Origin of the sequence: Pedobacter lusitanus (assembly GCF_040026395.1) — a bacterium.
GTDB classification, from domain to species: domain Bacteria; phylum Bacteroidota; class Bacteroidia; order Sphingobacteriales; family Sphingobacteriaceae; genus Pedobacter; species Pedobacter lusitanus.
In genome coordinates this window covers 1939847-1965019 of sequence record NZ_CP157278.1, presented here as the reverse complement: position 1 = coordinate 1965019, position 25173 = coordinate 1939847, and the positions used below count along the sequence as shown (strand labels likewise).

19 protein-coding genes are annotated in these 25173 nt (G+C 41.1%); 15 read left to right on the top strand and 4 right to left on the bottom strand.

What is annotated here, in order from left to right; translation table 11 throughout:
• Positions 1 to 16: 16 nt before the first annotated feature.
• Positions 17 to 415 (top strand): DoxX family protein, encoded by a 399-nt coding sequence (locus tag PL_RS08350; RefSeq protein WP_052496213.1) that lies wholly within the window; start codon positions 17 to 19, stop codon positions 413 to 415.
• A gap of 8 nt (positions 416 to 423) precedes the next feature.
• Here PL_RS08350 and PL_RS08345 read toward each other — a convergent pair whose 3' ends face one another.
• A complete protein-coding gene (locus PL_RS08345) occupies positions 424 to 1659 on the bottom strand; it encodes a glycosyltransferase family 4 protein (RefSeq protein WP_348621430.1) in 1236 nt (411 codons plus the stop codon).
• A gap of 121 nt (positions 1660 to 1780) precedes the next feature.
• Between PL_RS08345 and PL_RS08340 the strand changes: the two genes are divergently transcribed.
• Positions 1781 to 2362, top strand: a complete 582-nt coding sequence (locus PL_RS08340) for a tRNA-(ms[2]io[6]A)-hydroxylase (RefSeq protein WP_041880969.1) — start codon at positions 1781 to 1783, stop codon at positions 2360 to 2362.
• A gap of 55 nt (positions 2363 to 2417) precedes the next feature.
• Here the strand turns inward: PL_RS08340 and PL_RS08335 are convergent, their stop codons facing one another.
• Positions 2418 to 2819, bottom strand: a complete 402-nt coding sequence (locus tag PL_RS08335; protein ID WP_041880971.1) for a hypothetical protein — start codon at positions 2817 to 2819, stop codon at positions 2418 to 2420.
• A 130-nt stretch (positions 2820 to 2949) separates the two neighbouring features.
• Here PL_RS08335 and PL_RS08330 point away from each other — a divergent pair, with 130 nt between their 5' ends.
• Complete coding sequence (locus PL_RS08330) at positions 2950 to 3399, top strand: nuclear transport factor 2 family protein (RefSeq protein WP_041880973.1); 450 nt, start codon at positions 2950 to 2952, stop codon at positions 3397 to 3399.
• A 15-nt stretch (positions 3400 to 3414) separates the two neighbouring features.
• Here the strand turns inward: PL_RS08330 and PL_RS08325 are convergent, their stop codons facing one another.
• Positions 3415 to 4431 carry a LacI family DNA-binding transcriptional regulator gene (locus PL_RS08325; RefSeq protein WP_041880974.1) on the bottom strand — a complete coding sequence of 339 codons (1017 nt, stop codon included), beginning with the start codon at positions 4429 to 4431 and terminating at the stop codon, positions 3415 to 3417.
• 156 nt (positions 4432 to 4587) lie between these two features.
• Between PL_RS08325 and PL_RS08320 the strand changes: the two genes are divergently transcribed.
• The 6 genes from PL_RS08320 to PL_RS08295 all read left to right on the top strand — a co-directional run bounded on the left by PL_RS08320 (position 4588) and on the right by PL_RS08295 (position 10219).
• Positions 4588 to 5403, top strand: coding sequence for a lacto-N-biose phosphorylase central domain-containing protein (locus PL_RS08320; protein WP_052496214.1), 816 nt, complete (start codon positions 4588 to 4590; stop codon positions 5401 to 5403).
• Between the two features lie 64 nt (positions 5404 to 5467).
• On the top strand, positions 5468 to 6307 hold the full coding sequence (gene kduI / locus PL_RS08315; RefSeq protein ID WP_200890720.1) for a 5-dehydro-4-deoxy-D-glucuronate isomerase: 840 nt from the start codon (positions 5468 to 5470) through the stop codon (positions 6305 to 6307).
• The gene (locus PL_RS08310; protein ID WP_041880977.1) at positions 6307 to 7119 is read left to right on the top strand and encodes an SDR family oxidoreductase; all 813 of its coding nucleotides are present in this window, start codon (positions 6307 to 6309) and stop codon (positions 7117 to 7119) included. Before kduI ends, PL_RS08310 begins: the two co-directional genes overlap by 1 nt.
• Positions 7120 to 7141: 22 nt before the next feature.
• A complete protein-coding gene (locus PL_RS08305; protein ID WP_041880980.1) occupies positions 7142 to 8161 on the top strand; it encodes a sugar kinase in 1020 nt (339 codons plus the stop codon).
• Positions 8151 to 8810, top strand: a complete 660-nt coding sequence (locus tag PL_RS08300) for a bifunctional 4-hydroxy-2-oxoglutarate aldolase/2-dehydro-3-deoxy-phosphogluconate aldolase (protein WP_041880981.1) — start codon at positions 8151 to 8153, stop codon at positions 8808 to 8810. The genes PL_RS08305 and PL_RS08300 overlap by 11 nt, the downstream gene beginning before the upstream one ends.
• Before the next feature lie 35 nt (positions 8811 to 8845).
• Positions 8846 to 10219 carry an MFS transporter gene (locus tag PL_RS08295; RefSeq protein WP_041880982.1) on the top strand — a complete coding sequence of 458 codons (1374 nt, stop codon included), beginning with the start codon at positions 8846 to 8848 and terminating at the stop codon, positions 10217 to 10219.
• Positions 10220 to 10248: 29 nt separating this feature from the next.
• Here PL_RS08295 and PL_RS08290 read toward each other — a convergent pair whose 3' ends face one another.
• A complete protein-coding gene (locus tag PL_RS08290; RefSeq protein WP_041880985.1) occupies positions 10249 to 14337 on the bottom strand; it encodes a hybrid sensor histidine kinase/response regulator transcription factor in 4089 nt (1362 codons plus the stop codon).
• Positions 14338 to 14604: 267 nt separating this feature from the next.
• Here PL_RS08290 and PL_RS08285 point away from each other — a divergent pair, with 267 nt between their 5' ends.
• From PL_RS08285 to PL_RS08260, 6 genes are all read left to right on the top strand, one after another.
• Positions 14605 to 17850 (top strand): SusC/RagA family TonB-linked outer membrane protein, encoded by a 3246-nt coding sequence (locus PL_RS08285; protein ID WP_052496216.1) that lies wholly within the window; start codon positions 14605 to 14607, stop codon positions 17848 to 17850.
• Positions 17851 to 17861: 11 nt separating this feature from the next.
• Positions 17862 to 19622 carry a RagB/SusD family nutrient uptake outer membrane protein gene (locus tag PL_RS08280; protein ID WP_348621424.1) on the top strand — a complete coding sequence of 587 codons (1761 nt, stop codon included), beginning with the start codon at positions 17862 to 17864 and terminating at the stop codon, positions 19620 to 19622.
• Between the two features lie 7 nt (positions 19623 to 19629).
• Entirely contained in the window at positions 19630 to 20409 is a 780-nt protein-coding gene (locus tag PL_RS08275; RefSeq protein WP_041880990.1) for a glycoside hydrolase family 16 protein, read from the top strand.
• The gene (locus PL_RS08270; protein ID WP_082035887.1) at positions 20378 to 22567 is read left to right on the top strand and encodes a polysaccharide lyase family 8 super-sandwich domain-containing protein; all 2190 of its coding nucleotides are present in this window, start codon (positions 20378 to 20380) and stop codon (positions 22565 to 22567) included. Before PL_RS08275 ends, PL_RS08270 begins: the two co-directional genes overlap by 32 nt.
• Positions 22568 to 22639: 72 nt before the next feature.
• Positions 22640 to 23842, top strand: a complete 1203-nt coding sequence (locus tag PL_RS08265) for a glycoside hydrolase family 88 protein (protein ID WP_041880995.1) — start codon at positions 22640 to 22642, stop codon at positions 23840 to 23842.
• A gap of 79 nt (positions 23843 to 23921) precedes the next feature.
• A complete protein-coding gene (locus tag PL_RS08260; RefSeq protein WP_348621421.1) occupies positions 23922 to 25172 on the top strand; it encodes a DUF2264 domain-containing protein in 1251 nt (416 codons plus the stop codon).
• Position 25173: the final 1 nt, after the last annotated feature.

Genomic DNA, 25173 nt, shown 5'->3' with positions numbered 1-25173 from the left:
ATAACCTTAAGCTCTCATGAAAAAATTCCCACTGATCAGTCTGGCAGACAGTCTTGTCCTTTTGAGATATGCTGTAGCCTTTATATTCCTTGCCCATGCGACCGTAAGGGTAACGGGTGGAACGGTCAATCGTTTTGGTGAATTTTTAACGGGTAAAGGGTTTATTTTTGGTACGCCTTTAGTCTGGCTCATCACTGCCTTTGAACTGGCTGGCGGACTACTGCTGGCACTGGGTTATTTCACCAAATGGCTGAGTGCGGGTTTTATCGCCATACTGACTATTGGTATAGTGATTATTCATGCCGAAAAAGGCTGGTTTGTAGGTGAACATGGAGAAGGCGGCTCTGAGTATAGTGTTATTCTGATTATAGCACTTCTGGTTATTGCAGCATCCGGCGGCAGACAAAAAGAATAAAAGCTGTCTTAGCCTTTATTCGCATTCTTCTGTTCAATCCATAAAGACATATATTTAGTGCTGTTTAAGGTATGGTGCTGTAGAATCTGTCCAATAAAATTATGCTGACGATGTGCGGCGAGGTTCTGGGCTAAAGTGCTGAGCGTTTCCATAAATGGTGCTGTAAACTGTAATTTTCCATACAGTACATTAATGATTCTGATACCATTTTGCTGTGCCTGCAACCATTTTTCTTTATCCTGATACAGATCGGCAGCCCGATCGGTAAAAAGTTCAGGATCGTCTTCAATTACTCCGCTCCAGTCCAGATTTCCTTTCATGGCTTCTGCCCCGACAGCGGTAGTTACCGAAGGCGTACCTACCTGCATGGCGTCAATAAATTTCCCTTTCATCCCTGCACCAAATTGTATAGGGGCAAGTAGTATTTTGTGGCTTCCCACAACTTCCCTGGCATCATGAGCACGGCCATGAACATAAAATCTCTCTTTTTCATTATGTAACTGCATCACCTTCTGACCTGGATAAGCACCATAGATATGTAGTTTTGCTTCCGGCAGCTTTTTTCTTAAGGCTGGCCAGACCTTTGTTTTTAATAGCTGGAGTGTGTGCCAGTTAGGTTCATGCAGGTAATTACCGATAAATACAAAACCTTCCCGTTCTTCATAAGTTTTCCAGTTTTGAATAGCTGCTGTAGTAAGTTCTTCTTCTAAAAAGGGTAAATAATAGATTAAAGAAGGGTCTATACGAAACTGCTCCTGTAAAATATTCATCTCTGCTTCCGAAATGAGGAGAGACAGATCACAGCGCAATATAGCGGCAATTTCACGCTTGGCAATATCATTAAACAGTTCTACAGGTTTACCTGTTTTTGTGGCCTGCTGACGGGCATAGCGCAGAAAATGAAGATCTACGGTATCTATAATTTTTAAGGCATCAGGGCATTCCTGCTGTACTCTCCATCCATATTGTTCTTCCATCATAAAACGATCGAATAATACAATGCCGGGATTGACTTCGCTCAGAAAAAGATTAAAACTGTTATCATTTAATTTAATCTCGTATTCTTTTACACCCATTGCTTCCAGCTCAAAGCTGAAATCACTTTTGGAGGCTGCAGAAACAAAGAGTACTTCACAGGCTTCAGCAAGAAATAAACTGATCAGCTGAATCATCCTTGTACCGGCGGCTGATGAAGTGGGTTCGGGCCATACGGTTCCGATAATCAGGACTCTTTTTTTATTCATTTCTTTATTCCTCTTAAAAAATCAGTGCAAAATAGAGGTTTTTAATGCATAATCATTAAACAGAGACTTAAACAAATGATTATTCGTAATTTTGGCGGAGTAGAATTTTATTAATAACCTCATGCTTGGATTAAAATTATTAACAGACCCGCGCTGGGCAAATATTGCTGAATCAAATTTAGAAGAGATATTGACTGATCATGCCTGGTGTGAACAGAAAGCAGCAACAAATGCTATTACTTTGATTGCCAATAACTCTGAGCATATGGATTTAGTCGAAGAACTGACTGCCATTGCTATTGAAGAGATGCAGCATTTTCAGATGGTTATTGAGCTCATTAAAAAAAGAGGCTATACGCTGGGACGTGAACGCAAGGATGATTATGTGGGGCGCCTGGTTAAATTCAGCCGCAGAGACGGGAGCAGAAATAATGCATTTATTGATCGTCTTTTATTTGCCGCTATGATAGAGGCCAGAAGCTGTGAGCGTTTCCGGGTATTATCATTAAATATTAAAGATCAGGAACTGGCAAAATTTTATCATGATCTGATGATCTCAGAAGCGGGTCATTATACTACCTTTTTAAATTTTGCACGTAAATACACGGTAGATGTTGATGTAGATAAGAGATGGAAAGAGTGGCTGGAATTTGAAGGTGAGCTGATTCAGAGTTTTGGTAATAAAGAAGCTATTCACGGCTAAAAAATTTACAGCATATTTATGGAGCCATATCCCTGTTAAGGATATGGCTCTTTTTTTATGATTTTGGTTTAGTGCCTTGTGCTGCATTCAGCGCTTTCAGTTTAGCCAGCTGGTCTGGTGTAAGAATAGTTTTATATTGCTCCATGCGATATTGAGCTATTTCTTTAGATCCGCCGCCTTTTTGCTGATCTGCCTGTTTAAGTGCATCTTTTTTATTGATACATTCGGTGTTTACAGCTAAAATCTTAGTATACTGGGCATCGTTTAAAGCCAGCTTTTGTTGCAGCTCTTTGCTATACGGGATAGCGCGCTGAGCAGCAGGAACCTGTACCTTCTGAACCACTTTAGGTGCTTTTACTGCTACCTGTTGTTTTGGTGCCGCAGCAGGGGCAGCTGTTTGTGCAACTACAGGAAGTACTGCAGCAGCAAAGGCAAATGCTAAAAGTAACTTTTTCATACGTTTTGTTTTTTTATATAATATTAATGATAATTAACGATTAATTTGAGCCGGTCAATATGTGATGCTTAAACAATTTTTCCGGCTTAATTTTTCCGGATTCTAAAACTTAAAAACCAAATCTATAAACATGAAAAAATTACTCCTTTCTTTCTTCCTGATCATTTCCTGTGTGCTGGTCAGAGCCCAGCAGGGAACACCTGAAGCTGCTACCAAAGACGAAACTGAAGTTGCTGCTGTAGTTGAAAAATTAAGAGCTGCGATGATCAGCGGTAACAGGTCTGACCTGGAAAGTGTAACCTCTGCAGATTTAACCTATGGTCATTCTGGTGGTAAAATTCAGAACAAGGCAGCTTTTATTGATGATATTACCTCAAAAAGATCGGATTTTAAAACTATTGAGCTCACTAAACAATCAGTTACTGTACAGAATAATGTAGCTATAGTACGTCATGTGCTGATTGCTGATACCAATGATGGAGGAAAACCTGCACATATCAGTCTGGGCATTGTACTGGTTTTAAAGAAAGAGAAAAAAGACTGGAAAATCATTGCCAGACGTGCATTCCACGTTGATTAATTTCAGCTTTAAACTTTAATTGCCACGTACAGACAAGCTCGTATCCAGTATTTTCTTTTCGAAGTCATAAACCGGATACTTGCTTTCTATTAAATTGAGCAGCATATCTGTAGCGATTTGTCCCATCTCAAAAGCCGGCTGACGAACCGAGGTCAGTGTAGGGGACATCAGATCCAGTACATCGGCATTACAAAATCCTGCAATAATCATTTCCCGGGGCACTTTAATTTTCAGTTCTTTAAAGACAACCAGTGTACCTATACTCAGGCGATCACTGCCTGCAAAAATACCATCGGGTTTTTCTTTCAGGTTCATCAGTTCCTTAATCGCAGTTGCTGTTTCATCCTGAAACATGCCTCCATGGGCGCAATACTTCACATAAGCTTCATTAAATGGAAGATTATATTTTGCTAAAGCTTGTTTATAGCCGTTTAAGCGCTCTACACTTATAGATAAATGAGCTGAACTGGTTAAATGGGCAATGCGTTTACAGCCCTGATTAATCAGATACTCAGTAGCTTCAAAGGAACCTTTTTCATTGTTGGCTATAATCTGATGTGTTTTGATCTGATCGGTTACCCGGTCAAAAAATACGATGGGCAAACCTCTCTGATGTAAATTCTGGAGATAGGCAGTATCGGTAGTTTCGGCCGATAAAGAGACTAAAAGACCATCTACTGATCTGGATGCCAGATGCTGTATATTGATTTTTTCCCTTTCGTAGAATTCATGTGTCTGTGTAATAATGACATGATAGCCACGGTCATAGGCTATGGATTCTATACCATTGACCACCTGGGCAAAATATTGATTGGCTACTTCACTGAGTGAAACTCCGATCGATTTGCTTCTGCGTTCTTTTAAACTTAAGGCAATAGGGTTTGGACGGTAATTGATCTGCTGCGCATATTCAAGGACAAGCTTTTTGGTTTCCGGACTGATTTCGTGAGTGTCACGTAAAGCTCTTGAAACAGTAGAGGTGGAAAGGCCCAGGGCCTTGGCTATATCTTTTAAGGTAAAGGGCTCAAACATAACGTCCGTTGCGGATATTTAAATCATACAAGTCTACATATAATTTCTGGTGTGCCGGGAACGATTGCACAATATTTTATGGCCTTTTATTTCATTCTGCGCGTAAAACTATGTAGACTTGTTTGAGTTGCAAATGAAAATATAAACCAGATATTTATGAACAAGTTCCACCTGATGGTTTCGGGCATGCTAGTCTTTGCTGCTTTAAACAGCAATGCGCAAAATAAAAAGACCGATTCCCTTACAGTAATGCTGGATTCCTATTTTAATAATGAAACAAAAAAGGATCAGGCAGGCAAGCTGGTCTCCTGGCATTATAAATGGGAAGAGCAGACTAACGGCGGTTTTTCTCTGTGGGGAAAAGAATTCAATAAAGCCGGATTTAAAACTTCAACACTTTATGCTGCTCCGACTGCGCAAAACCTGAAAGGTTCATCAGTTTATATTATTGTTGATCCGGATACGGAAAAAGAAAGCAGTGATCCTAAATTTATGGAGGCAGATTACGTTAAAACGATTTCCGGCTGGGTTAAAAAAGGAGGTGTACTGGTTTTAATGGGAAATGATGTCGGCAATGCTGAGCTGGAACACTTCAACAGTCTGGCCAAAGTCTTTGGTGTTCAGTTTAATCAGGATAGTAAAGGAAAGGTGACGGGCGATCAGTTTGAGATGGGAAAGATCATGGTGCCGGCAGGAGATCCTGTATTTAAGACTGCAAAACAACTGTTTATCAAAGAATTCAGTAGTTTAGCCATTACGGCTCCGGCAAAGTCTGTCCTGAAGGACAGAGAGGGAAATAACGTTATAGCGCTGTCAGCATATGGTAAAGGATCGGTAATCATTATTGGTGATCCATGGTTATATAACGAGTATGTGGATGGAAAAAGACTTGCTGCTCCATATGATAATTTAAAAGCAGGAACTGACCTGATTCACTGGATCTCCAGCCTGATTCCTGCGGGGAAAAAATAGAATTACAATTATTAAAAGATTAAAATGAAGCACATTATGTGCAGCATAACATTAACCGAAACGAATGAAAGATATGAATGTATTACATCCGGTACATCCGGATGATTTTAAATCATACGATACTGAAAAAATCAGGTCGAGATTTTTACTGACTGATTTAAAAGAACAGAACAAGGCTAACTTTGCCTATACCCATTATGACAGGATGATTGTGGGATTGGTATATCCGGTTACTGAAAGCGTAGTGCTGGATAATTATTCAAATCTGCGGGCAGATTATTTTCTGGAAAGACGGGAAGTCGGGATTATCAATGTTGGCGGTCCTGGTTTGATTGAAGCTGACGGAAAGACATTTGAAGTCAATAAGCTGGATGCTTTATACCTGGGAAAAGGGGTGAAAGACGTGAAATTCAAAAGCAAAGATGCAGACAGTCCTGCAGTTTTTTACTGTTTATCTACTCCTGCACACCAGGTTTACCCGGTTACTTTATTAGCTCATGCTGATGCGGTTTCTACAGAAATGGGTAGTCTGGATACTGCAAACGAACGCAGGATTATCAAATATATTCACAGAGACGGAATTCAAAGCAGTCAGCTGGTTATGGGCCTAACTATTCTGGCTAATGGAAGTGTATGGAATACCATGCCTGCACATACCCATGACAGAAGGATGGAAGCTTATTTCTATTTTGATGTCGCAGAAGATCAGCGCGTGTTTCATCTGATGGGCCAGCCACAGGAAACCCGTCACGTTTTAATGGGTAATCACGATGCTATTGTTTCTCCGCCATGGAGTATTCATTCGGGCAGTGGTACTAAAAATTACAGTTTTATCTGGGGCATGGGAGGTGAAAACCTTGATTATGCAGATATGGACCCTGTTGCAATTCAGGATATACGCTAATGGAAAATTTCTCTTTAAAAGATAAGGTCATTATAGTGACCGGAGGTACCGGGATTTTAGGTGGGGCCTTTGTAGATGCAGTAGTTGAAGCGGGTGCTTCGGTAGGTATCTTAGGCAGGAATGCCAGGATTGCTCATGAGCGTGCAGATGCAATTAACGCCGCTGGCGGAAAAGCACTGGCGCTGGTAGCCGATGTGATGGACGAAAGCCAGTTAATCTCCTGCAGAACTGAAGTTCTGGACAAATTTGGTAAGATTGATGGTCTGGTGAATGCCGCGGGAGGCAATCAGCCTGAGGGTGTTTTACAGCCAGAAGAAGATATCTTCAAAATGAACATGCAGGGAATGAAACAAGTCATGGATCTGAATTTATGGGGAACGGTTATTCCTACCCAGATTTTTGGAGAATCAATTGCAGCTACCGGAAAAGGAAGTATCGTAAATATCTCTTCAATGAATTCCAAAAGAGTAATTACCAAAGTTCTGGGGTATAATCTGGGAAAGGCCGGAGTTGACTATTATAATCAGTGGTTTGCCGTAGAACTGGCTAATCGTTATGGTGGAGCAATCCGCATGAATGCGATAGCACCGGGATTTTTCCTTACTGAACAAAACCGGACCTTATTAACCAATACAGATGGCAGTTATACTGACCGCGGAGGACTGGCTATCAAACAGACACCATTTAAGCGTTTCGGGCATCCGGATGAATTAAAGGGTGCACTGATCTGGCTGCTGAGTGATGCTTCACAATTTGTAACAGGTGCTATGATTTGTGTGGATGGTGGTTTTTCTGTATTTGGAGGTGTTTAGTTAAGATAATCAGATTTTAAAAATGGGAAAGGTACTGAACTTTGGAGAGCTGTTACTGCGGATTTGTCCGGATATAGAAGGAGACTGGCTGAAAAATAACAACCTTCCGTTTTATGTTGGTGGTGCAGAATTAAATGTAGCTACGGCACTGGCCTTATGGGGAATCCCTTCGGCTTATCTGACAGCTCTGCCAGACAATTCTTTAACTGAACAGCTCACTGCTTATATCCAGGGGCTTAATATAGATACTTCGGCAATTCAATATACCGGTGAAAGGGTAGGCTTATACTATTTACATCAGGGTAAGGATCTTAAAAATTCAGGGGTCATTTATGACCGGGCGGGTTCATCCTTTGCCACATTGAAAACCGGAACAATTAACTGGGATGAAGTACTGAAAGATGTGTCCTGGTTCCATTTCAGCGCGATATGTCCTGCTGTCAGTTTAGCTGCTGCAGAGGTTTGTGAAGAAGCCTTACGGGAAGCTTCTGCCCGCAATATCCGGATATCGGTTGATCTGAATTACAGAGCCAAACTCTGGAAGTATGGTAAAGAGCCTATTGAGGTTCTGCCGCGTTTAGTGCAGTATTGTGATGTAGTGATGGGGAATTTATGGGCTGCGGAGAAAATGCTGGGCATTCCCGTTCCGCAGGAGCTGGCTATTGCTGATCAAAAAGAACTTTATCTGCAGCAGGCAGCTGTAAGTGCTAAACAGCTGATCAATGATTTTCCTAAATGTAAGGTGGTAGCCAATACATTTCGTTTTGATGCAGGGGCAGGGGTCAGGTATTATTCCGCCCTGTTTACGGCAAATCAGTTACTGGTATCCAAACAGTATTCGGCAGAAACTATTTTAAATAAGGTAGGCAGTGGAGACTGTTATATGGCAGGTCTGATCTATGGTTTTTACCAGGATAAACCGGCAGCAGAAATACTGGAATTTGCCACTGCTGCTGCCTTCTCTAAACTCTTTGTGGAAGGCGATGCGACTACAGTAAAAGCAAATGATATTAAAGAAAAAGTAAGAAATTATGAAGACTAAAGAGAGTTCTTTAAAAGCGATAACGGATCAGGGGCTGCTGCCTTTGTTTTTCTATGAAGATGCAGAAGTGAGTCTGGAAATTATCCGCGTATTATATCAATCCGGGATCAGGGTTCTGGAATATACCAACAGGGGACCCGCAGCACTGACAAATTTCCGTTTCCTGATTGATGCAGTGCAACTAGAAATGAAAGATCTGCATCTGGGTATCGGAACAATTAAAAATACAGCTGAAGCCAGGGACTTTATCCAGGCGGGAGCGCATTTTATTGTATGTCCCGTGGTAGATGCCGAAGTAGGAAAGATCGCTCATGAGGCAGGCTTATTATGGATACCTGGCTGTTTCACGCCAACAGAAATTAATACAGCCCATCAGTTAAAGGCAGGTATTATTAAACTATTCCCGGCAAATGTACTGGGCCCGGTTTATCTGTCTTCTGTGAAAGAGGTATTTCCGGGGCAGCTTTTTATCCCGACAGGCGGGGTGGAGATTGAAGAAGAGAATATGACTAAATGGTTTAAATCCGGTGTTTGCGCAGTAGGGATGGGAAGTAAACTGATAAGCAAAGAGATCCTGGAAACAAGAAATTATAATGAATTAGCTATCCGTACACAAACGACTATAGAAATGGTGAAAGCCACCAGATAAAACGCTGTCAACCAAACCAACCAAAACCAAATATAATGAAAGAGACCAGAATGAGCAATTACCGTTGGACGGTCTGTGCCCTGTTGTTTTTTGCTACAACAGTGAATTATCTTGATCGTCAGGTGCTTAGTCTGCTGCATTCAAGATTGGAAGCAGAATTCAACTGGACTAACAGTGATTATGCCAACATTACTTCGGCCTTTCAGCTGGTTTATGCGGTCTCCATGCTTTTTGCAGGTAGAATAGTAGACCGGTTGGGAACTAAATGGGGTTATGCTGTTGCTTTAATTGTCTGGTCATTAGGGGCTATTCTGCATGCCAAAGCTATTCCTGTAGGGCATGGTCTGGCAGCTATGTTAGGATTGATGGGAATTACCGGGGTTTCGGTTTCAGTATTGGGTTTTATCTTTTCCAGAGCAGTTTTAGGTTTTGGTGAATCCGGGAATTTTCCGGCGGCAATTAAGGCTACAGCCGAATATTTTCCAAAAAAGGAACGTTCACTGGCAACCGGTATCTTTAATTCCGGGGCAAATGTAGGTGCGGTATTAGCTCCGCTGACTGTTCCCTGGATTGCGCATACCTGGGGTTGGGAAGCTGCGTTCCTGATTATTGGGGCGGTAGGTTTTATATGGCTGATCTTCTGGTTCCTGTTTTATGAAAAACCGGAAAAGCAGAAGCGGATGTCTGCAGCAGAACTGGACTATATTTTATGTGATCCTGATCAGCAGGCTGTTGTTCACTCTTCAACAACCGAAGCAGCCGAAAAGGTATCCTGGGTCAGCCTGTTAAAATACAGACAGACCTGGGCTTTCAGTCTGGGCAAATTTATGACAGACGGAGTATGGTGGTTCTTTTTGTTCTGGCTGCCTTCTTATTTAAAAGTTCAGTATGGTATGGACGATACTGCAATTATGATTCCTCTGGCCGTATTATACAGTATGACCATGATTGGAAGTGTCGGTGGAGGATGGTTCCCGATGTACTTTATCAAAAAGGGTTATGCGCCTTATGATGGAAGGATGAAAGCCATGCTGATTATTGCCCTTTTTCCATTAGTGGTACTGGCAGCTCAGCCATTGGGACATATCAGCGTATGGATTCCGGTCATTTTAATCGGCATAGGTGCTTCAGCGCATCAGGCATGGTCTGCCAATATATTTACAACGGTATCGGACATGTTCCCTAAAAAGTCTATAGGCTCGGTGATTGGGATTGGTGGTATGGCTGGTGGTCTGGGCGGGGTATTTATGTCTAAACTGGGCGGTTCACTTTTTGACCATTATAAAGCACTGGGACATACCCAGACCGGCTATACGATTATGTTTACCATCTGTGCAGTGTCTTATATTGTAGCCTGGACAGTGATGAAGACCCTGGTGCCTAAATACAGACCTATTACCGATTTGTAAGTTTCAGTGATCCATTAACCGGTAATGGGTCACTCTTCCGGAAGACCATGCTGAATATACTCTGTAGGGCTGATTCCGAATTGCTTTTTAAACTCCAGGCTAAAGTATTTCCGGTCATTAAAACCCACACTGTAAGCAATCTCTGAGATCGTTAATCCTCCGGCTTTAAGCAGTCTTGCAGCTTGTTTTAACCGGAAAGATTTAATGAAATCGTTGACCGACTGATCTGTCAGTGACCTGATTTTTTTATACAGTACGGGCTGGCTCATCCCTATCTCAGCTGCCAGATCCGGCACACCGAAATCAGTATCGCTGATATGTTTCTCAATAATTTTGATCAGATTATGTAAAAAAGTCTGTTCGGTGGTATTGATGATCAGGCTTTTGGGCTCAAGTGTAATCGTCTGACCATATTTCAGCCGCAGTTTTTCCCTTGCATTCAGCAGGTTTTCTATATTTAACTGGAGCAGCTTAATATGGAATGGTTTGATAATATAGGCATCTGCACCTGTTTCCAGGCCACTGATCTGGTGGATATAAGCAGATCGTGCCGTAAGTAAGATAACCGGGATATGGCTGGTTCTTTCATCTGTTTTGATTCTCCTGCAAAACTCCAGTCCATCCATGTTTGGCATCATTACATCGCTTATAATCAGGTCTGGTATTAAATCAGGAGCTGTCTCCCATCCGCATAGTCCGTCTTCACATTCGTGGATATGGTAACTGGCAGAAAGTGCATCTTTGACAAATCTTCTGATTTCGGCATTGTCTTCAACCAAAAGCAGCGTGTGTTTATTAACCGGGTGCAGTGTATTTGAATCAGTAGCTGTTGCTGTGAAAAGAGAGGGGATATAGGGCGTAAACAAAGAGGTATCCGGATTTGTGTTTGGATACAAATCTTCTGGGTTGTTATAATTTACAGCATCATCATAATAGATATAATCTGTAATCAGTTCTGCTGGTTTAAAGTGGTCTTTACCAGTTTGCAGCTCTACTGTAAAACAGGTATGTCCGTCAGTTCCATTAGGATCTGGTGTACTTTCGAAGTATATTTTTCCGTGATGGAGTGCGGTGATACTTCTGGAAAAAGAAAGGCCCAGACCTGTACCAATATTTCCACCCTGGTTTACCTGATAAAAACTATTAAACAGATTAGCCTGATTTTCATAGGGAATGCCTTTTCCACTATTAACTACCTCAATTTTAACACTACCGTTTCCGGTTTTTAGCTCCATACTGACCTGCCCGTTTTCTGGTGTAAATTTAAACGCGTTGGAGAGCAGGTTAAACAAGACTTTTTCTAACTGTACCTTATCAAAATACAATGGTATGTCTTCTTCCCGGGTATGAAAATTATAATTAATCTGCTTCAGTGTAGCCATGTTTTGAAAGACAAGAAAGATCTCCCTGCAGAATTTAGCCAGATTACCCGGGCTGACCTGTAAAACCATTTTACCACTTTCGGCCTTTCTGAAATCCAGTAATTCGGTAGTCAGACGCATTAGACGGTCTGCATTGTTTTTAATTAAAGAGAGTTCTTTATGTAAAACGGGCTGTTCTCTGTTTTCTTCAATAATCTTTTCTAAAGGTGACACGATCAGGGTTAAGGGTGTTCTTATTTCATGAGATATATTGGTGAAAAACTCTAGTTTATGGGCATTGCTTTCTTTTTCATTTTTAAGTACTGCCCTGATCAGTAAATAACGCAGCAGCAGGATGATTATCCCTGTGGCCAGACAGCCGTAAAATAAATAAGCCCACCAGGTTAAATAAAATGGGGGAAGGATATTGATTTTTAGTTTTCTGATGTTCAGGCCGGGTATACCATCGTTATTCATTCCCTTAACCTGAAAGACGTAGTTTCCTGGTGGCAGATTAGTGTAACTTGCCGTAGGGGTATTTACCGTGTTCCAGTTCTTTTCAAAACCTGTCAGTTTATAGCTATATCTGTTTTTCTCTGGTTTAATATAATTGAGCAGTGCAAAATCAAGTGTAATGGTATTTTCATCATGATGAAAAGTCAGTTCATCCCGGCCATTTATGCTGACAAACTGATTATCTAATTTAAGACCTGTAAGTACAATTTCTGATGGTTTGGTATTGGTTTGTATCTTGTTGGTAAAGAAGCCTGTAAACCCGTTGTAACCACCAAAAAACAATTCTCCGCCCGAACTCTTCAGATAGGCATTTTTGTTAAACTCATTTCCCGGTAAGCCATCCCTGGAATTGTAGTTTTTAAAGGTTTTTAAGACAGGGTTAAACATAGAAACACCATTACTGGTACTGACCCATAAATTTCCGGCATCATCTTCCATAATACCGAATACATTATTATTAGGTAAACCGTTTTCTTCTGTATAGTTAATAAAACGGTTGTTTTTCTGATCATAATAACTTAGCCCCCCATAATAAGTACCGATCCAGATTTCACCATTTTTACGTTGTGCAATACAGTTGATATTGCTGGATTTCAGACTTTTTTGTAAACCCATTTTGAAACTGACAAGCAGGTTTCGCTTTTGATTTAATACAAACAGACCATCTGATGTTCCAATCCATGTATGATGCGTCTGATCCTGCAGAAATACGTAATCTGACTTGTTTTTCAGTTTCGCTGTCACCACAGGGAGATTCAGCGGGCTGAATTGTGTCTTTTGCGGATTGGAGAGCAGTATGCCATTTTTCTGTGTGCCTACCCATAACCGCTGCTGCTGATCTTCAGTAATCGCTATGATCTCATCGGCCACCGGATCTTTTGGATGATATAAAAACCGCTTAAATGACTGTGTTTTTGGATTGAACAGATTCAGACCACCACCATGAGTCCCTATCCAGATATTTCCGTTTTTATCTTCGTATATGGATTTTACCAGATTTGAGCCCAGAGCAGAAGGGGAGTTGCTGCTCTGGTAAGCGGTATACTGGCCGGTTTTCCGGTTATAATAATTGACACCACCGCCTTCAGTTCCTATCCAGAGGTTTTTTTGTCTGTCTTCAACTATAGAGCTGACTACATTATTACTTATACTGGATTCATACTTGTTTTTCTGGTAACTGATAAAATGAGTAATATAGGGATAAGCGATATTCACTCCGCCAAAATAAGTACCAATCCAGATGGACTCATTTTTATCTTTGAACAAACTGTAAACAGAGTTCTGACTCAGGCTTTTTTTATTTTCGGGCGCATTCTGATAAGAAACCGCAGTTAAAGTTCCGGGATTCATAATGCTCACCCCTTCAAGGCTCCCAATCCAGAGATTCCCGGACTGATCCAGGATCATGTTGCGGATTACATTGCTGATTATACTTTTAGGATCGCTGGTATGTTTGAAAGCAGTAAAATTGTTTGCCGGGCGGTTATATCGGTTAATCCCGCCATTCTGTGTGCCGATCCAGAGATTCTTTTCTTTGTCTTCGATCATACTGGTGATAAAGTTATCACTGACAGCTCCGGAAAGCATATTGTTTTTGAAGTGTTCCAGCTGCTCTCGTCCCTGATGAAGGGTAATTCTGGTTAAGCCGTTGGATGTGCCAACCCAGATAGCACCCAGATGGTCCTGATAAACACTTCTGATATTACCAGATGGCAGCTGATTTTTACCTGCAAAAACGGAATGGGTATAAGCTTTTCTGTTTTTGGCTGGCAATAATTTCAGGCCTGATATTGTGCCTATCCATAAATTTCCTGATTTATCTTCATAAATACAGTTGACTTTCTGATCAGGGCTGGCCTTATGTTTAGACTGATCACCGATAAATTCAAATGATTCTTTTTTACTGTTGTATTTATGTAAACCAAAATCGGTCCCTATCCACAGTGAACCTGCATGATCCCGGAAAAGTGTATTGATATAATCGTTTTTTAAAGAGGTACTGTCAGCGGGATTTGTCAGATAGACTTTAAACCGGTAACCATCATAACGGTTCAGGCCATGACGGGTTCCCAGCCAGATAAATCCATCCTGGTCCTGGGTAACAGCAAGTACTGCATTCTGCGACAGACCTTTTTCAATATTTAAATGATCAAAAAAGATAGGTTGCTGTGCTTTGATTTTACTGCTGATAAGACAAAAAAACAAACATGATAAGATGAAGTGTTTTGATTTGAAGAGCATGGTTTTGTTTTTTCTTAACAATAGGTGATAAACAGCCTGTTTACGCAATTATAAACTAAATTATTAGAAAAACACCCCTATTAATTTATAAAATTACCCCCTCCGCATTCCCCCTTACCTATATGTTTGCTATATGATGTTATCACTGTTCAGGATGAGAAGCAGCATAAAGAACCTAACCAAATAAAATCAATTATGAAGAAATTATACCTTAATGTAATTAGGTGTAGCTTAATGTTTACTGTGCTTTTCTGTAGTACACTAACTTTGATATCACCTTTATCTTTATTTGCGCAAAGCAAAGTAATTTCAGGGACTGTTACTGATGAGCAGAAACTACCTGTCCCGGGTGTTTCTATTCAGGTGAAAGGAACTTCGAAGTCAACACAAACTGATTCAAATGGCCAGTATAAAATTCAGGCAGACGGAAAGTCTGAACTGGTATTTACAGCAATAGGTTTTACAACACAAACCATAGCTGCTGGTGGTAATGCCATCTTAAATGTAAACCTCCGCAGTACCAGTACCGGTTTGAATGAAGTGGTAGTGGTAGGATACGGTACACAGAAGAAAGTGAATGTGATTGGTTCGATTGCAACCATTAATGCTAAGTCACTGGAGAATCGTCCGATTACCAATTTATCTTCCGGTCTGGCCGGCTTAAGTGCTGGTATTGCAGTAAACCAAAGTTCTGGTAAACCTGGCAGTGACGGAGCTACTATCCGGATCAGGGGAGCGGGAACTTTAAACAACAATAATCCTTTAGTGATTATTGATGGTATTGCCGGTACTATGGATGCGGTTAATCCTAATGATGTGGAAAGTATGTCCTTATTAAAGGATGCCGCTGCGGCATCAATTTATGGATCACTGGCTGCAAACGGAGTAATTCTGATTACCACCAAAAAAGGGGCTAAGGGAAAAATCAGCGTCAATTACAACAGTATGTTCTCCATTGCAAAACCAGCTAATATGCCTGGATTTGTCACAGATTATATCACGCATATGAATCTGGTGAATGAAGGTTACCGTAATCTTGGGCAGACTCCGGTTTATACCGAGACCACTAAGGCTTTATGGGCTTCTGCCAATGCTGACCCTGATGGATTAACTGCACAGGGAATTCCAAACCGTGTTGCTTATCCGAATACGGACTGGGCAAAAGCAATTTTTGAACACAACCTGGTTCAGCAGCACAATCTTTCCCTGAACGGCGGATCAGAAAACACTCAGTTTTTGCTTTCAGCAGGATATTTAAATAATCCGGGTACGATGGCTAATACAGGTACAGACCGTTTTCAGCTAAGAGTTAACCTGCAGACCAAAGTAAATAAGGTCCTGACTTTAGGGACACAGACCTTTGCTTCTTTGCAAAACTATGGAATGGCAAGTACAGTGAATGCGTTTAACTTTCTTCGTCAGACTACACCAGGCGTTTATCCGGTTTATAACGGACTATATGGTTTTCCTGCAGCAGCTGAAGAATCGGCTACTGCCAATAATATTTCTACCTATCTGTACAGCACTGGCGGAAAAGATCAGGAATCCAGATTTAATACCACAGTATTCGCAAATTTTGCGCTCTTAAAGGGCTTGAGTTTTGAGACCCGTTTTAATTATCAGACCCGTTTTGAAGAAAAAAACTCTTACAGCAACACTTTTGAAAAATGGAATTTTGCCAGCAATACATTGAAAGTTGCTGCAACAACTCCTGATCAGCTGAGTACTACCTATCTTTTCAATAAAAATTACAGCACCACGATTGATAACGTTTTGAGGTATAATACAACTATTGCCGAAAAACATGATCTGGGTGTTTTATTAGGGTATAATCAGAATTACTATAATTATTATAACTGGGATGCTACCAAACAAGGTCTGATTGATGAATCCATAACCACACTGGGTTCTGCAACCACTATGACCTCCATCAATGGGGATGCCTATGATTATGCGATCCGTTCCTTTTTTGGTCGTTTAAACTATGCTTACAGGAGCAAGTACCTGCTGGAAGGTGTTTTCCGCTATGATGGTTCTTCAAAGTTTGCTCCGGGTAACCGCTGGGGATTTTTCCCGGCTTTCTCTGCAGGATGGCGTATTTCGCAGGAGCCGTTTATGAAAAATATAAATGAGTACGTAGGTAATCTGAAATTACGCGCATCATGGGGAAAAACAGGTAATAACGTCATGAATGCCGATGCGTCACTCGGAAACTACGATTATAAGGCTGTATATGGTTCTACACCATACTCTTTTAATGGATTACCGGTTACCGGTCTGATTCAGTCAAAGTTTGCCAACAGAGATCTGCAATGGGAAACAACTACTGTAACCAATCTTGGTTTAGACGGAACACTTTTCAAAGGAGCTGTTAATTTTGAAGTTGACCTGTACAATAAATTTACAGAAGGGATTCTATATGTGCCAACTATTCCATTAACTGTAGGTACAGCAACGGCCGCAACTAAAAATATCGCGGAGATCTCCAATAAAGGTATAGAGGTGACTTTGGGCTATAATGGAAAATCAGGTGATTTCAAATATGGTGCGACAGGAAACTTTGCTTATAATTTTAACAGAGTCCGCAAATATAAAGGGGCTTTACAGCAAGGCTATACAACCGATGCCAATGGCAATCAGGTATATACTTCAAATCTGGGCAGTGTCTCCAATGGTACAATAACCCGTATCCTGGAAGGACAACCGGCTAATCAGTATTACCTGTATAATGTGTATAAAGGAAATGGTTCTTATAATAATGCAGACGGGACGCTGAATATTAACGGTGGACCCAGGGATGGGATGATCAGGACACCTCAGGATCTGGCCTGGTTACAAAGTATGGTTGCTGCCGGTTACACTTTTCAGCCAACAGGCGGGGCAGCAGGTAAAACAAGTATTACTTATGGAGACCTGATTTATGCAGATAATAACGGAGACGGTATTTATGGTAATACTTATGACCAGACTTTTGCCAATGTTTCTGCGACACCAAAATACAACTTTGGTCTGCAGCTTAATTTTGGTTATAAAGGTTTTGATATTTTCATGTTATGGGCAGGTAGTGCAGGGATGAAATATTACTGGAATGCCATCGGTTATAACAGTTCAATTGTATCCCTGGGTAATGCAGTGAGTACATTAATTGCAAACGATCACTATTATTATAATCCGGCTAATCCTGCTGATCCGGCTAATAACATCAATGCCCGTTATCCAAGACTTAAAAACACTACTGACGTTCAGAACTCTGGTGTAGCCAGTGATTTTTATTTGTATAACGCCTCTTATGTAAAACTGAAAAATGTGCAGTTAGGTTATACGCTTCCTGAAAGTCTGTCTAAAAAGGCTGGGATGAGCAGGGTAAGATTGTATGTTTCGGGCGAGAACCTGTTTACTATTACCAAGTTTCCGGGACTTGATCCTGAGCTGGGCGTTTCTGGCGGGCAGTATGCCGGTGTAAGTTATCCAACTATGCGTCAGTATACATTAGGTTTAAATGTTACTTTTTAAGGGAGAAAGAAATGAAAAAGATTTTATCAATTATACTAACCCTGGTTGTACTGTCAGGATGTAAAAAAAACTTACTGGAAACTGCACCTTCTTCGGCAGTGGATGCAGAAAAAATGTGGACTACCGATAACCTGACCGATCTGGGAATCAGTGGGGTTTATAATGCACTGCGTCTGGGAATCAATACTTCCGGTGCATCCGGACTTGAACTGTATCAGCTGGACCGTTTTGGTTTGACCGGGCAGACGAGTGGTTCAGAAGTCATGATGGCCGGGACAATTACCACAGGTAATTCAGCTTTCAGCGATACCTGGAAAAATATGTATGAAGGGATTCAGCGGGCTAATGATGCCATCAAAAACATCCCGGTTAAATCTCCATCCGCCGATGCGAAAAAGAGTCGCTATGTAGCAGAAGCAAAGTTTTTAAGAGCTTATTTCTACATGAGGTTAAACCAGCTGTATAAAGGTGTGCCTATTTACCTGGAACCTTTCTTAGCTGATGATGCTACCCGTGGCCGTTCTACAGAAGAGGAAGTCTGGACACAGGTTATTGCAGATCTGACGGCTTGTATTGCAGAACCTAATCTGCCGGACAGATACGCTGCCGGTAATGCTGCCTATGGTCATGCCACTAAAGGAGCTGCTTATGCAATGCGTGGTAAAGCTTATTTATATCAGCAGAAATGGGCTCTGGCAGCTGCCGACTTCAGTAAAGTTAAAGATGCGGGTTATGGATTATTTAACAATTATCAGGCGCTGTTTAAAACTGCTAATGAACAAAGTAATGAAATGATCTTTTCTATTCAGAATATCGGAGTAGCAAACTCAGGTTCTACAACACAGTTTTTCTGTGGTACAAGATCATCTTTTGGTTCATGCTGGAATACTTATCATGTATCTCCAAATCTGGTTGACCTGTATGAAAATGCTGATGGTTCCAAATTTAACTGGGAGCGTGTGCTTCCTGGATATTCTGCTTTATCTGTTGCAGAAAGAGAAGTTTATTTTTTAAGAAATAACCTGACTGCTGCTGAAATTGCTGCGGCAGCAACAAGAGGGGCTAAAATGAGTCTTTATCTCCCTGCGGGTAATGAAGCACGTATTTTACAGGCTTATACTAATCGTGATCCGCGTCTGGCGGCCAATGTAATTACACCGTACTCTACTTATGTTGGCGTATACAGCGGTTTAAATGCAACAGTGACTTCGAGATGGCCATACCGTTCAGAGGCTGCGTTAAACGGAGATCTTAGAACTGATACGCAAAGTTATTTCTATTATTTATACAGAAAGTTTGTTTATGAAGGAACTGCTGAGACGCTGAACAGATCTTATGGTCCTACAGACTTTCCGGTTATCCGGTATGCAGACGTATTGCTGATGTGGGCAGAAGCTTTGAATGAGCAGGGATCTACTGGTGATGCGATTGCAAAAGTTAATGAAGTAAGAAGCAGGGCTGGTGCTGCTGTACTGCAGATGGGCAATGGTTCATTGCCAACTTATGTAAGTGATCAGACTGATTTAAGAGAGCGTATCCGTAATGAACGCCGTGTGGAGTTTCCAAACGAAGGGATTAATTATTTTGATGAGCTGCGCTGGAAAAGCTGGAAAGACAAAGTTTTCTATGCCGGTAATGGGGTTAAACAAATCTGGGGAAATACAGTATATCCATACTCGTTTAAAGGTGATTATATTTATACCTGGCCAATTCCTCAGGTTGAAATTGAAAGAAACCCTAATCTGAAACAGAATACAGGCTGGATAAACTAAGCATAACATGAAAAACTATCAGTTATTGATTTTGGCACTTTTAAGTCTGAATGTGGTGAAAGCCCAGGAAGTCAGAAAACGTAAACTCATTTTTTCGGATGAATTTAACTATACGGGACTTCCTGATAGTTCTAAATGGACTTATGAACAAGGGCTGGTACGGAATAAAGAACCCCAGTATTATACCTCAAAGAGATTGGAGAATGCAAGAGTGGAAAACGGAAATTTAATCCTTGAAGCCAGAAAAGAGGACTATAACGGGGCCAGCTATACCTCGGCGAGTTTAATTACACTGGGTAAAAAACATTTCAGATATGGCAGGATAGAGGTGAAGGCTAAAGTTCCCAAAGGTTTAGGGAGCTGGCCTGCCATCTGGATGCTCGGAGAAAACCGTCAGCAGGTAAAATGGCCAAACTGTGGTGAAATTGATATTCTTGAATATGTTGGCAAAGATTCAACCCAGATTTATGGTACAGTACATTATGCTGATTCTGCAGCAAAATATCACTACGTGGGAGAAAAACCTAAGGTAGGTGCACCTAACGAAGATTACCATATTTATGCGATAGAATGGAATAAAAAAGGAATCACTTTTTATATTGATGAACTGAAATATTTTGTTTTTGAGTATAAAAAAGCAGCTTATAATCCCGGAGATACTTTTAAAAAACCTTTTTATCTGCTGTTAAATCTTGCATTGGGCAGACAGGGGAATTTGGGCGGGCCGCTGGATGATAACATATTACCTTTAAAATATGAAGTGGATTATGTCAGGGTATACCAATAGAAAATTGTTTTATCTGCTGCTGATTTTGTTAAGCAATACCGTTGTTGTTGCTCAGACAGTACCGTATCAGACGATAATGAACCGCATTAATACAGATTTGCGGGGTGACGGGAATAGCAGGTCAGCAGATGAACAGGTTTTGAAAAGTATCACTGCTTTAAAACCGGACGGCAGCTGGGCGGACATAAATTATACAAATCCGGATTATAATCCTTTGCAGAGAATTAAAACGATAGCCATTGCTTTCAGTGGGGCTGATCATCAGTTATATGGTGATCCGGTTGCTTATGAAGCAATTGTTAAATCGCTTAAGCATTGGATAGATGTTAACCCAAAAAACAGGAACTGGTGGTATAATGATATCTTTTATCCAAAGACCATAGGTGAAATACTCATTCTGATGCGTTACGGAAAAAAACCTTTGCCTGCAGCGCTGGAAAGTTCGCTGATCGCCCTTATGGTCAGAAAATTAAAGACCGGGGATTATGCCAATACATCGGATGAAGCCCTGCATTATTTATACCGGGCTTGTCTGACCTCAAGTAAATCTACGCTTGATTCTGCCTCAAAATATTTATTCGAGCCGGTTTCTATCATCGATGGAAGAGAAGGTGTCCAGATTGACAACAGTTATTTTCAACATGGGAAACAGCAGGCAATAGGCAGTTACGGAGCTGTCTTTGCAGGTAATTCGGTAAATGCCGCTTTCTACTTAAGAGGGACAGCTTACGCTATGCCGCAGGATCAGCTGAGTATATTGATTACCTATATCAAAGACACTTTTTTTAAGACTATCAGAGGCAGTTTTTTTGATTTTAATGTTCGTGGTCGTGGAATCAGCAGAAAGGACTCCTTAAAAGGCAATTTTACCGGGTTGATAACCAAGATTAAAGTGCTCAGTCCGGAGAATGAAGTTTACTGGCAGGTGGCAGCTGAGCGGATGGCGCAGCAGGTATCTCCTTCAACCGGAGTTATTCCCGGTAACAGACAGTACTGGAAAAGTGGTTATACACTGCATACCCGGCCAGGATATACATTTAGTGTACAAACAGCTTCTTCAAGAACTTTGAGAACGGAAAGAGGCAATAATGAAAACATACTGGGTAAGTTTCTGGCCGATGGCGCTACCAATATCCAGGTTAACGGTGATGAATATGCCAATGTGATGCCGGTTTGGGAATGGGATAAAATTCCGGGAGTGACCAGCAGGAATTACTCCGGTGATGAGGGCGCAACAATCAGACAGGACTGGGGAGTTCAAGGTACTACGGCCTTTGCCGGCGGAGTAAGTAACGGTCTTTATGGCCTGGCAGTTTATGCACAGAATTATGATGACGTACAGGCAAAAAAAGCCTGGTTCTTTTTTGATAAGGAAATTGTGTGTTTAGGTGCTGGTATTAAAAGTACAGCAGCTGAAGAAGTGACTACCACATTAGATCAGAGCTGGCTAAAAGGAAACGTGGCGCTGGGATATGCGGATGTAAAGCAACCTGAGACTGAAATCCATAAAACTCAGTCTGTTCAGGCAAAAACAAATTCAATGCAGAAAACTACCTTGCTGGGAGCTGAAACCGGCCAGAAAAGTTCAGCCCTTAAATGGGTATGGCATAATCATATTGGTTATTTTTTACCTGAAAACGGTGATTTAAGTGTGAGTAATCAAACACAAAAAGGCAGCTGGTACCGGATCAATCAGTTTCAGCCTAAAGATGAAGTGAGTGGTGGGATATTTCAGCTTTCTTTTCTTCACGGAAGTAAACCAGCAGCCGGACACTATGCATATATTGTTGTTCCGGGGCTGGAAGATGTTAACATGATGAATACCTATAAATTATCTATGATAAAAATATGGAGTAACACAGAAGATTTACAAGTGGTAGAACACCGGGGTTTAGATATTTTGCAACTGGTTTTTTATAAAGAAGGTGCACTAAATACTGCTGGTCTGTCTGTTAAAGCGGATAAAGCGTGTACGATTTTAATTCAGGGTTTACATACCGAAAATCCGATAATCGACATTGCAGATCCGGGGCAGGTAAGTGCAGCTGTACACCTGGAACTTCAATTACCAGGACTGAAAGGGTTAAAGAAACTGGACTGTATTCTACCAGATGGTGCACAACGTGGAGCAACAGTCACAAGCCGGTTAAGTTTATAAGTTTAAAAAAAGGTTAACCCGGTTTCTCAACAGGGTAGAATCAGGATATAAATGAATTAGAAAAATAGAAAAATGAAAAGAATCAATTTAATTGCAGGACTACTTTTACTGGCGGGATCTGCCTCTTTTGCGCAGAAAACAGAGACACAATTACAAAACATGGGGCAATTAATTGATGAACAATTTAATTTTGCAGCTGCACAATACAAGGTCCTGGATAAAAATATCCCTGCGGGTTTAACGCCACAGAGTTATGACGCAAAAAAAAATAAACTGATTGCCTATGATATTAAATGGTGGTGCAGTGGGTTTTACAGTGGTTCGTTATGGTATATCTATGAACAGACCAGAGATGCAGAGGTGAAAAAAACTGCTGAAAAAGCATTAAAAGTAATTGAGCCTAATCAGGATTACAGCGGAAATCATGATCTGGGATTTATGATGTTCTGCAGTTTTGGAAATGGTTACCGTCTGACTAAAGATCCTGCTTATAAGGCTGTCATTGAGCGGTCTGCAGCTTCTCTGGCCAAGCGTTACCGTCCGTCGATTGAATCTATTCAGTCATGGGATAAAAGCAAGTACTGGAAGTGTCCGGTTATCATTGACAATATGATGAACCTGGAAATGTTAAACTGGGTAAGTGATAACGGAGGAGATGCTCATTACAAAGAGATCGCAGTTAAACATGCCAATACCACTTTAAAGAACCATTTCAGACCTGATTTCAGCTCTTATCATGTAGTAGATTATGATCTGGCAACCGGAAAAGTTAATCGCAAGGCAACCTGGCAGGGGGCGGCAAGCAGCTCAGCCTGGGCACGCGGACAAGCCTGGGCCTTATATGGTTATACCATGATGTACAGAGATACTAAGAATCAGAAGTATCTGAAACAGGCAAAGGGGATAGCTCATTTTATTTTAAACCATCCGAATTTACCTGCTGATAAAATTCCGTTCTGGGATTTTGATGCGCCAAAAATTCCTTATGCGGAACGCGATGCTTCTGCGGGTGCTATTACTGCATCTGCTTTGCTGGAACTGGCTCAGTATACGGCAGCAGCAAAAGAGAAAGCTGAGTTTATATCTTCGGCAGAAACTATGATCAGATCTCTCGCCAGTCCTGCGTATCGTGCGAAATCCGGTGAAAACGGAGGCTTCCTATTATTACACAGTACCGGAGCTCTTCCATTGAACAGCGAAATTGACGTACCTTTAGTTTATGCTGATTACTATTTCCTGGAAGCTTTAGGCAGATATAAAAAATGGTATTTGTAATTCATAAAGCTGATTTTATGTAGCAGAATAACTGATTTTAACCACAATTAAAGATTTAAATTTTAACCCTGATTACCTTATGATTTCTTTACCTAACAAATTTACTTTATTCCTATCCTTTCTGGTTGTGTTTACTTCTCAGGCCATTGCACAGCAGGAAAAAAAAGGAAAACCTGCTACGGGCGCACAGGACAGACAGGTTTGGGTCAAAGCATTATATAAAATTTCTTATCCGGTAGTCTATAATCTGGCTAATGAAACACTGAAAAAGAATATGCCTCTGGAAACAGGACCTAAATATGGTTTAAATCTTAAAAGCGTTACTTATCTGGAGGCTGTAGGACGTACCATGGCGGGAATAGCGCCGTGGCTTGCACTTCCGGATGACCGGACCGACGAAGGTAAAATGCGTAAAGAAATGCGGAGAATGCTTTTGAAAGGACTGAAGAACGCAGTTGATCCTAAAAGTCCGGATTATTTGAATTTCAGAACTGAGGGACAGCCGATTGTGGATGCTGCTTATGTTGCCCAGGCTTTTATCCGTGCGCCGGAAGCCTTGTGGGAACCTTTGGATAAAGAAACTAAAGCTCGTTTTATTGAAGAGTTTAAGTCGCTGAGAAACAGAAGTGGAGCTTATAATAACTGGCTTTTGTTTTCCGGTCTGACCGAAGGATTTTTACTGAGTATTGGTGAACAGTATGATCCTGCAAGAGTTCAGTTTGCAGTGAATAAGATGAAGGAATGGTATGTAGGGGACAGCTGGTACAGTGATGGCGCAAAATTCAGTATGGATTATTATAATTCTTATGTAATTCATACTATGCTGGTAGATCTCTTAAAAATTCTATCGGACAATAAAAAAGCTCCGGTTGCTGATTATGATCAGGCCTTAAAAAGAATGGTCAGATATAGCGAATATCTGGAAAGGAGTATTTCTCCGGAGGGGACATATCCTGCTTACGGAAGATCAATAACTTACCGTACAGCGGCTTTCCAGGCCCTTGCCCAGACTGCATTAATGGAAAAACTGCCTGATTATGTAAAACCTGCTCAGGTACGTTGTGCCTTAACCAGGGTGATACAGAATATGTATCTGGGAGAGCAGAATTTTGATAAAAAAGGTTGGTTGGTATTAGGATTTAATGGTCATCAGCCAGCTATAGCAGATACCTATACGTCTACCGGTAGTTTATATATGGCCACTTTGGGATTTCTGACCCTGGGGCTACCAGCTGATCATGAATTCTGGAAAGCACCAGCTGCTCCGTGGACATCCTTAAAGGCATGGACAGGGCAGGAGGTAGTTAAAGATTATAAAGTAGAGTATTAAA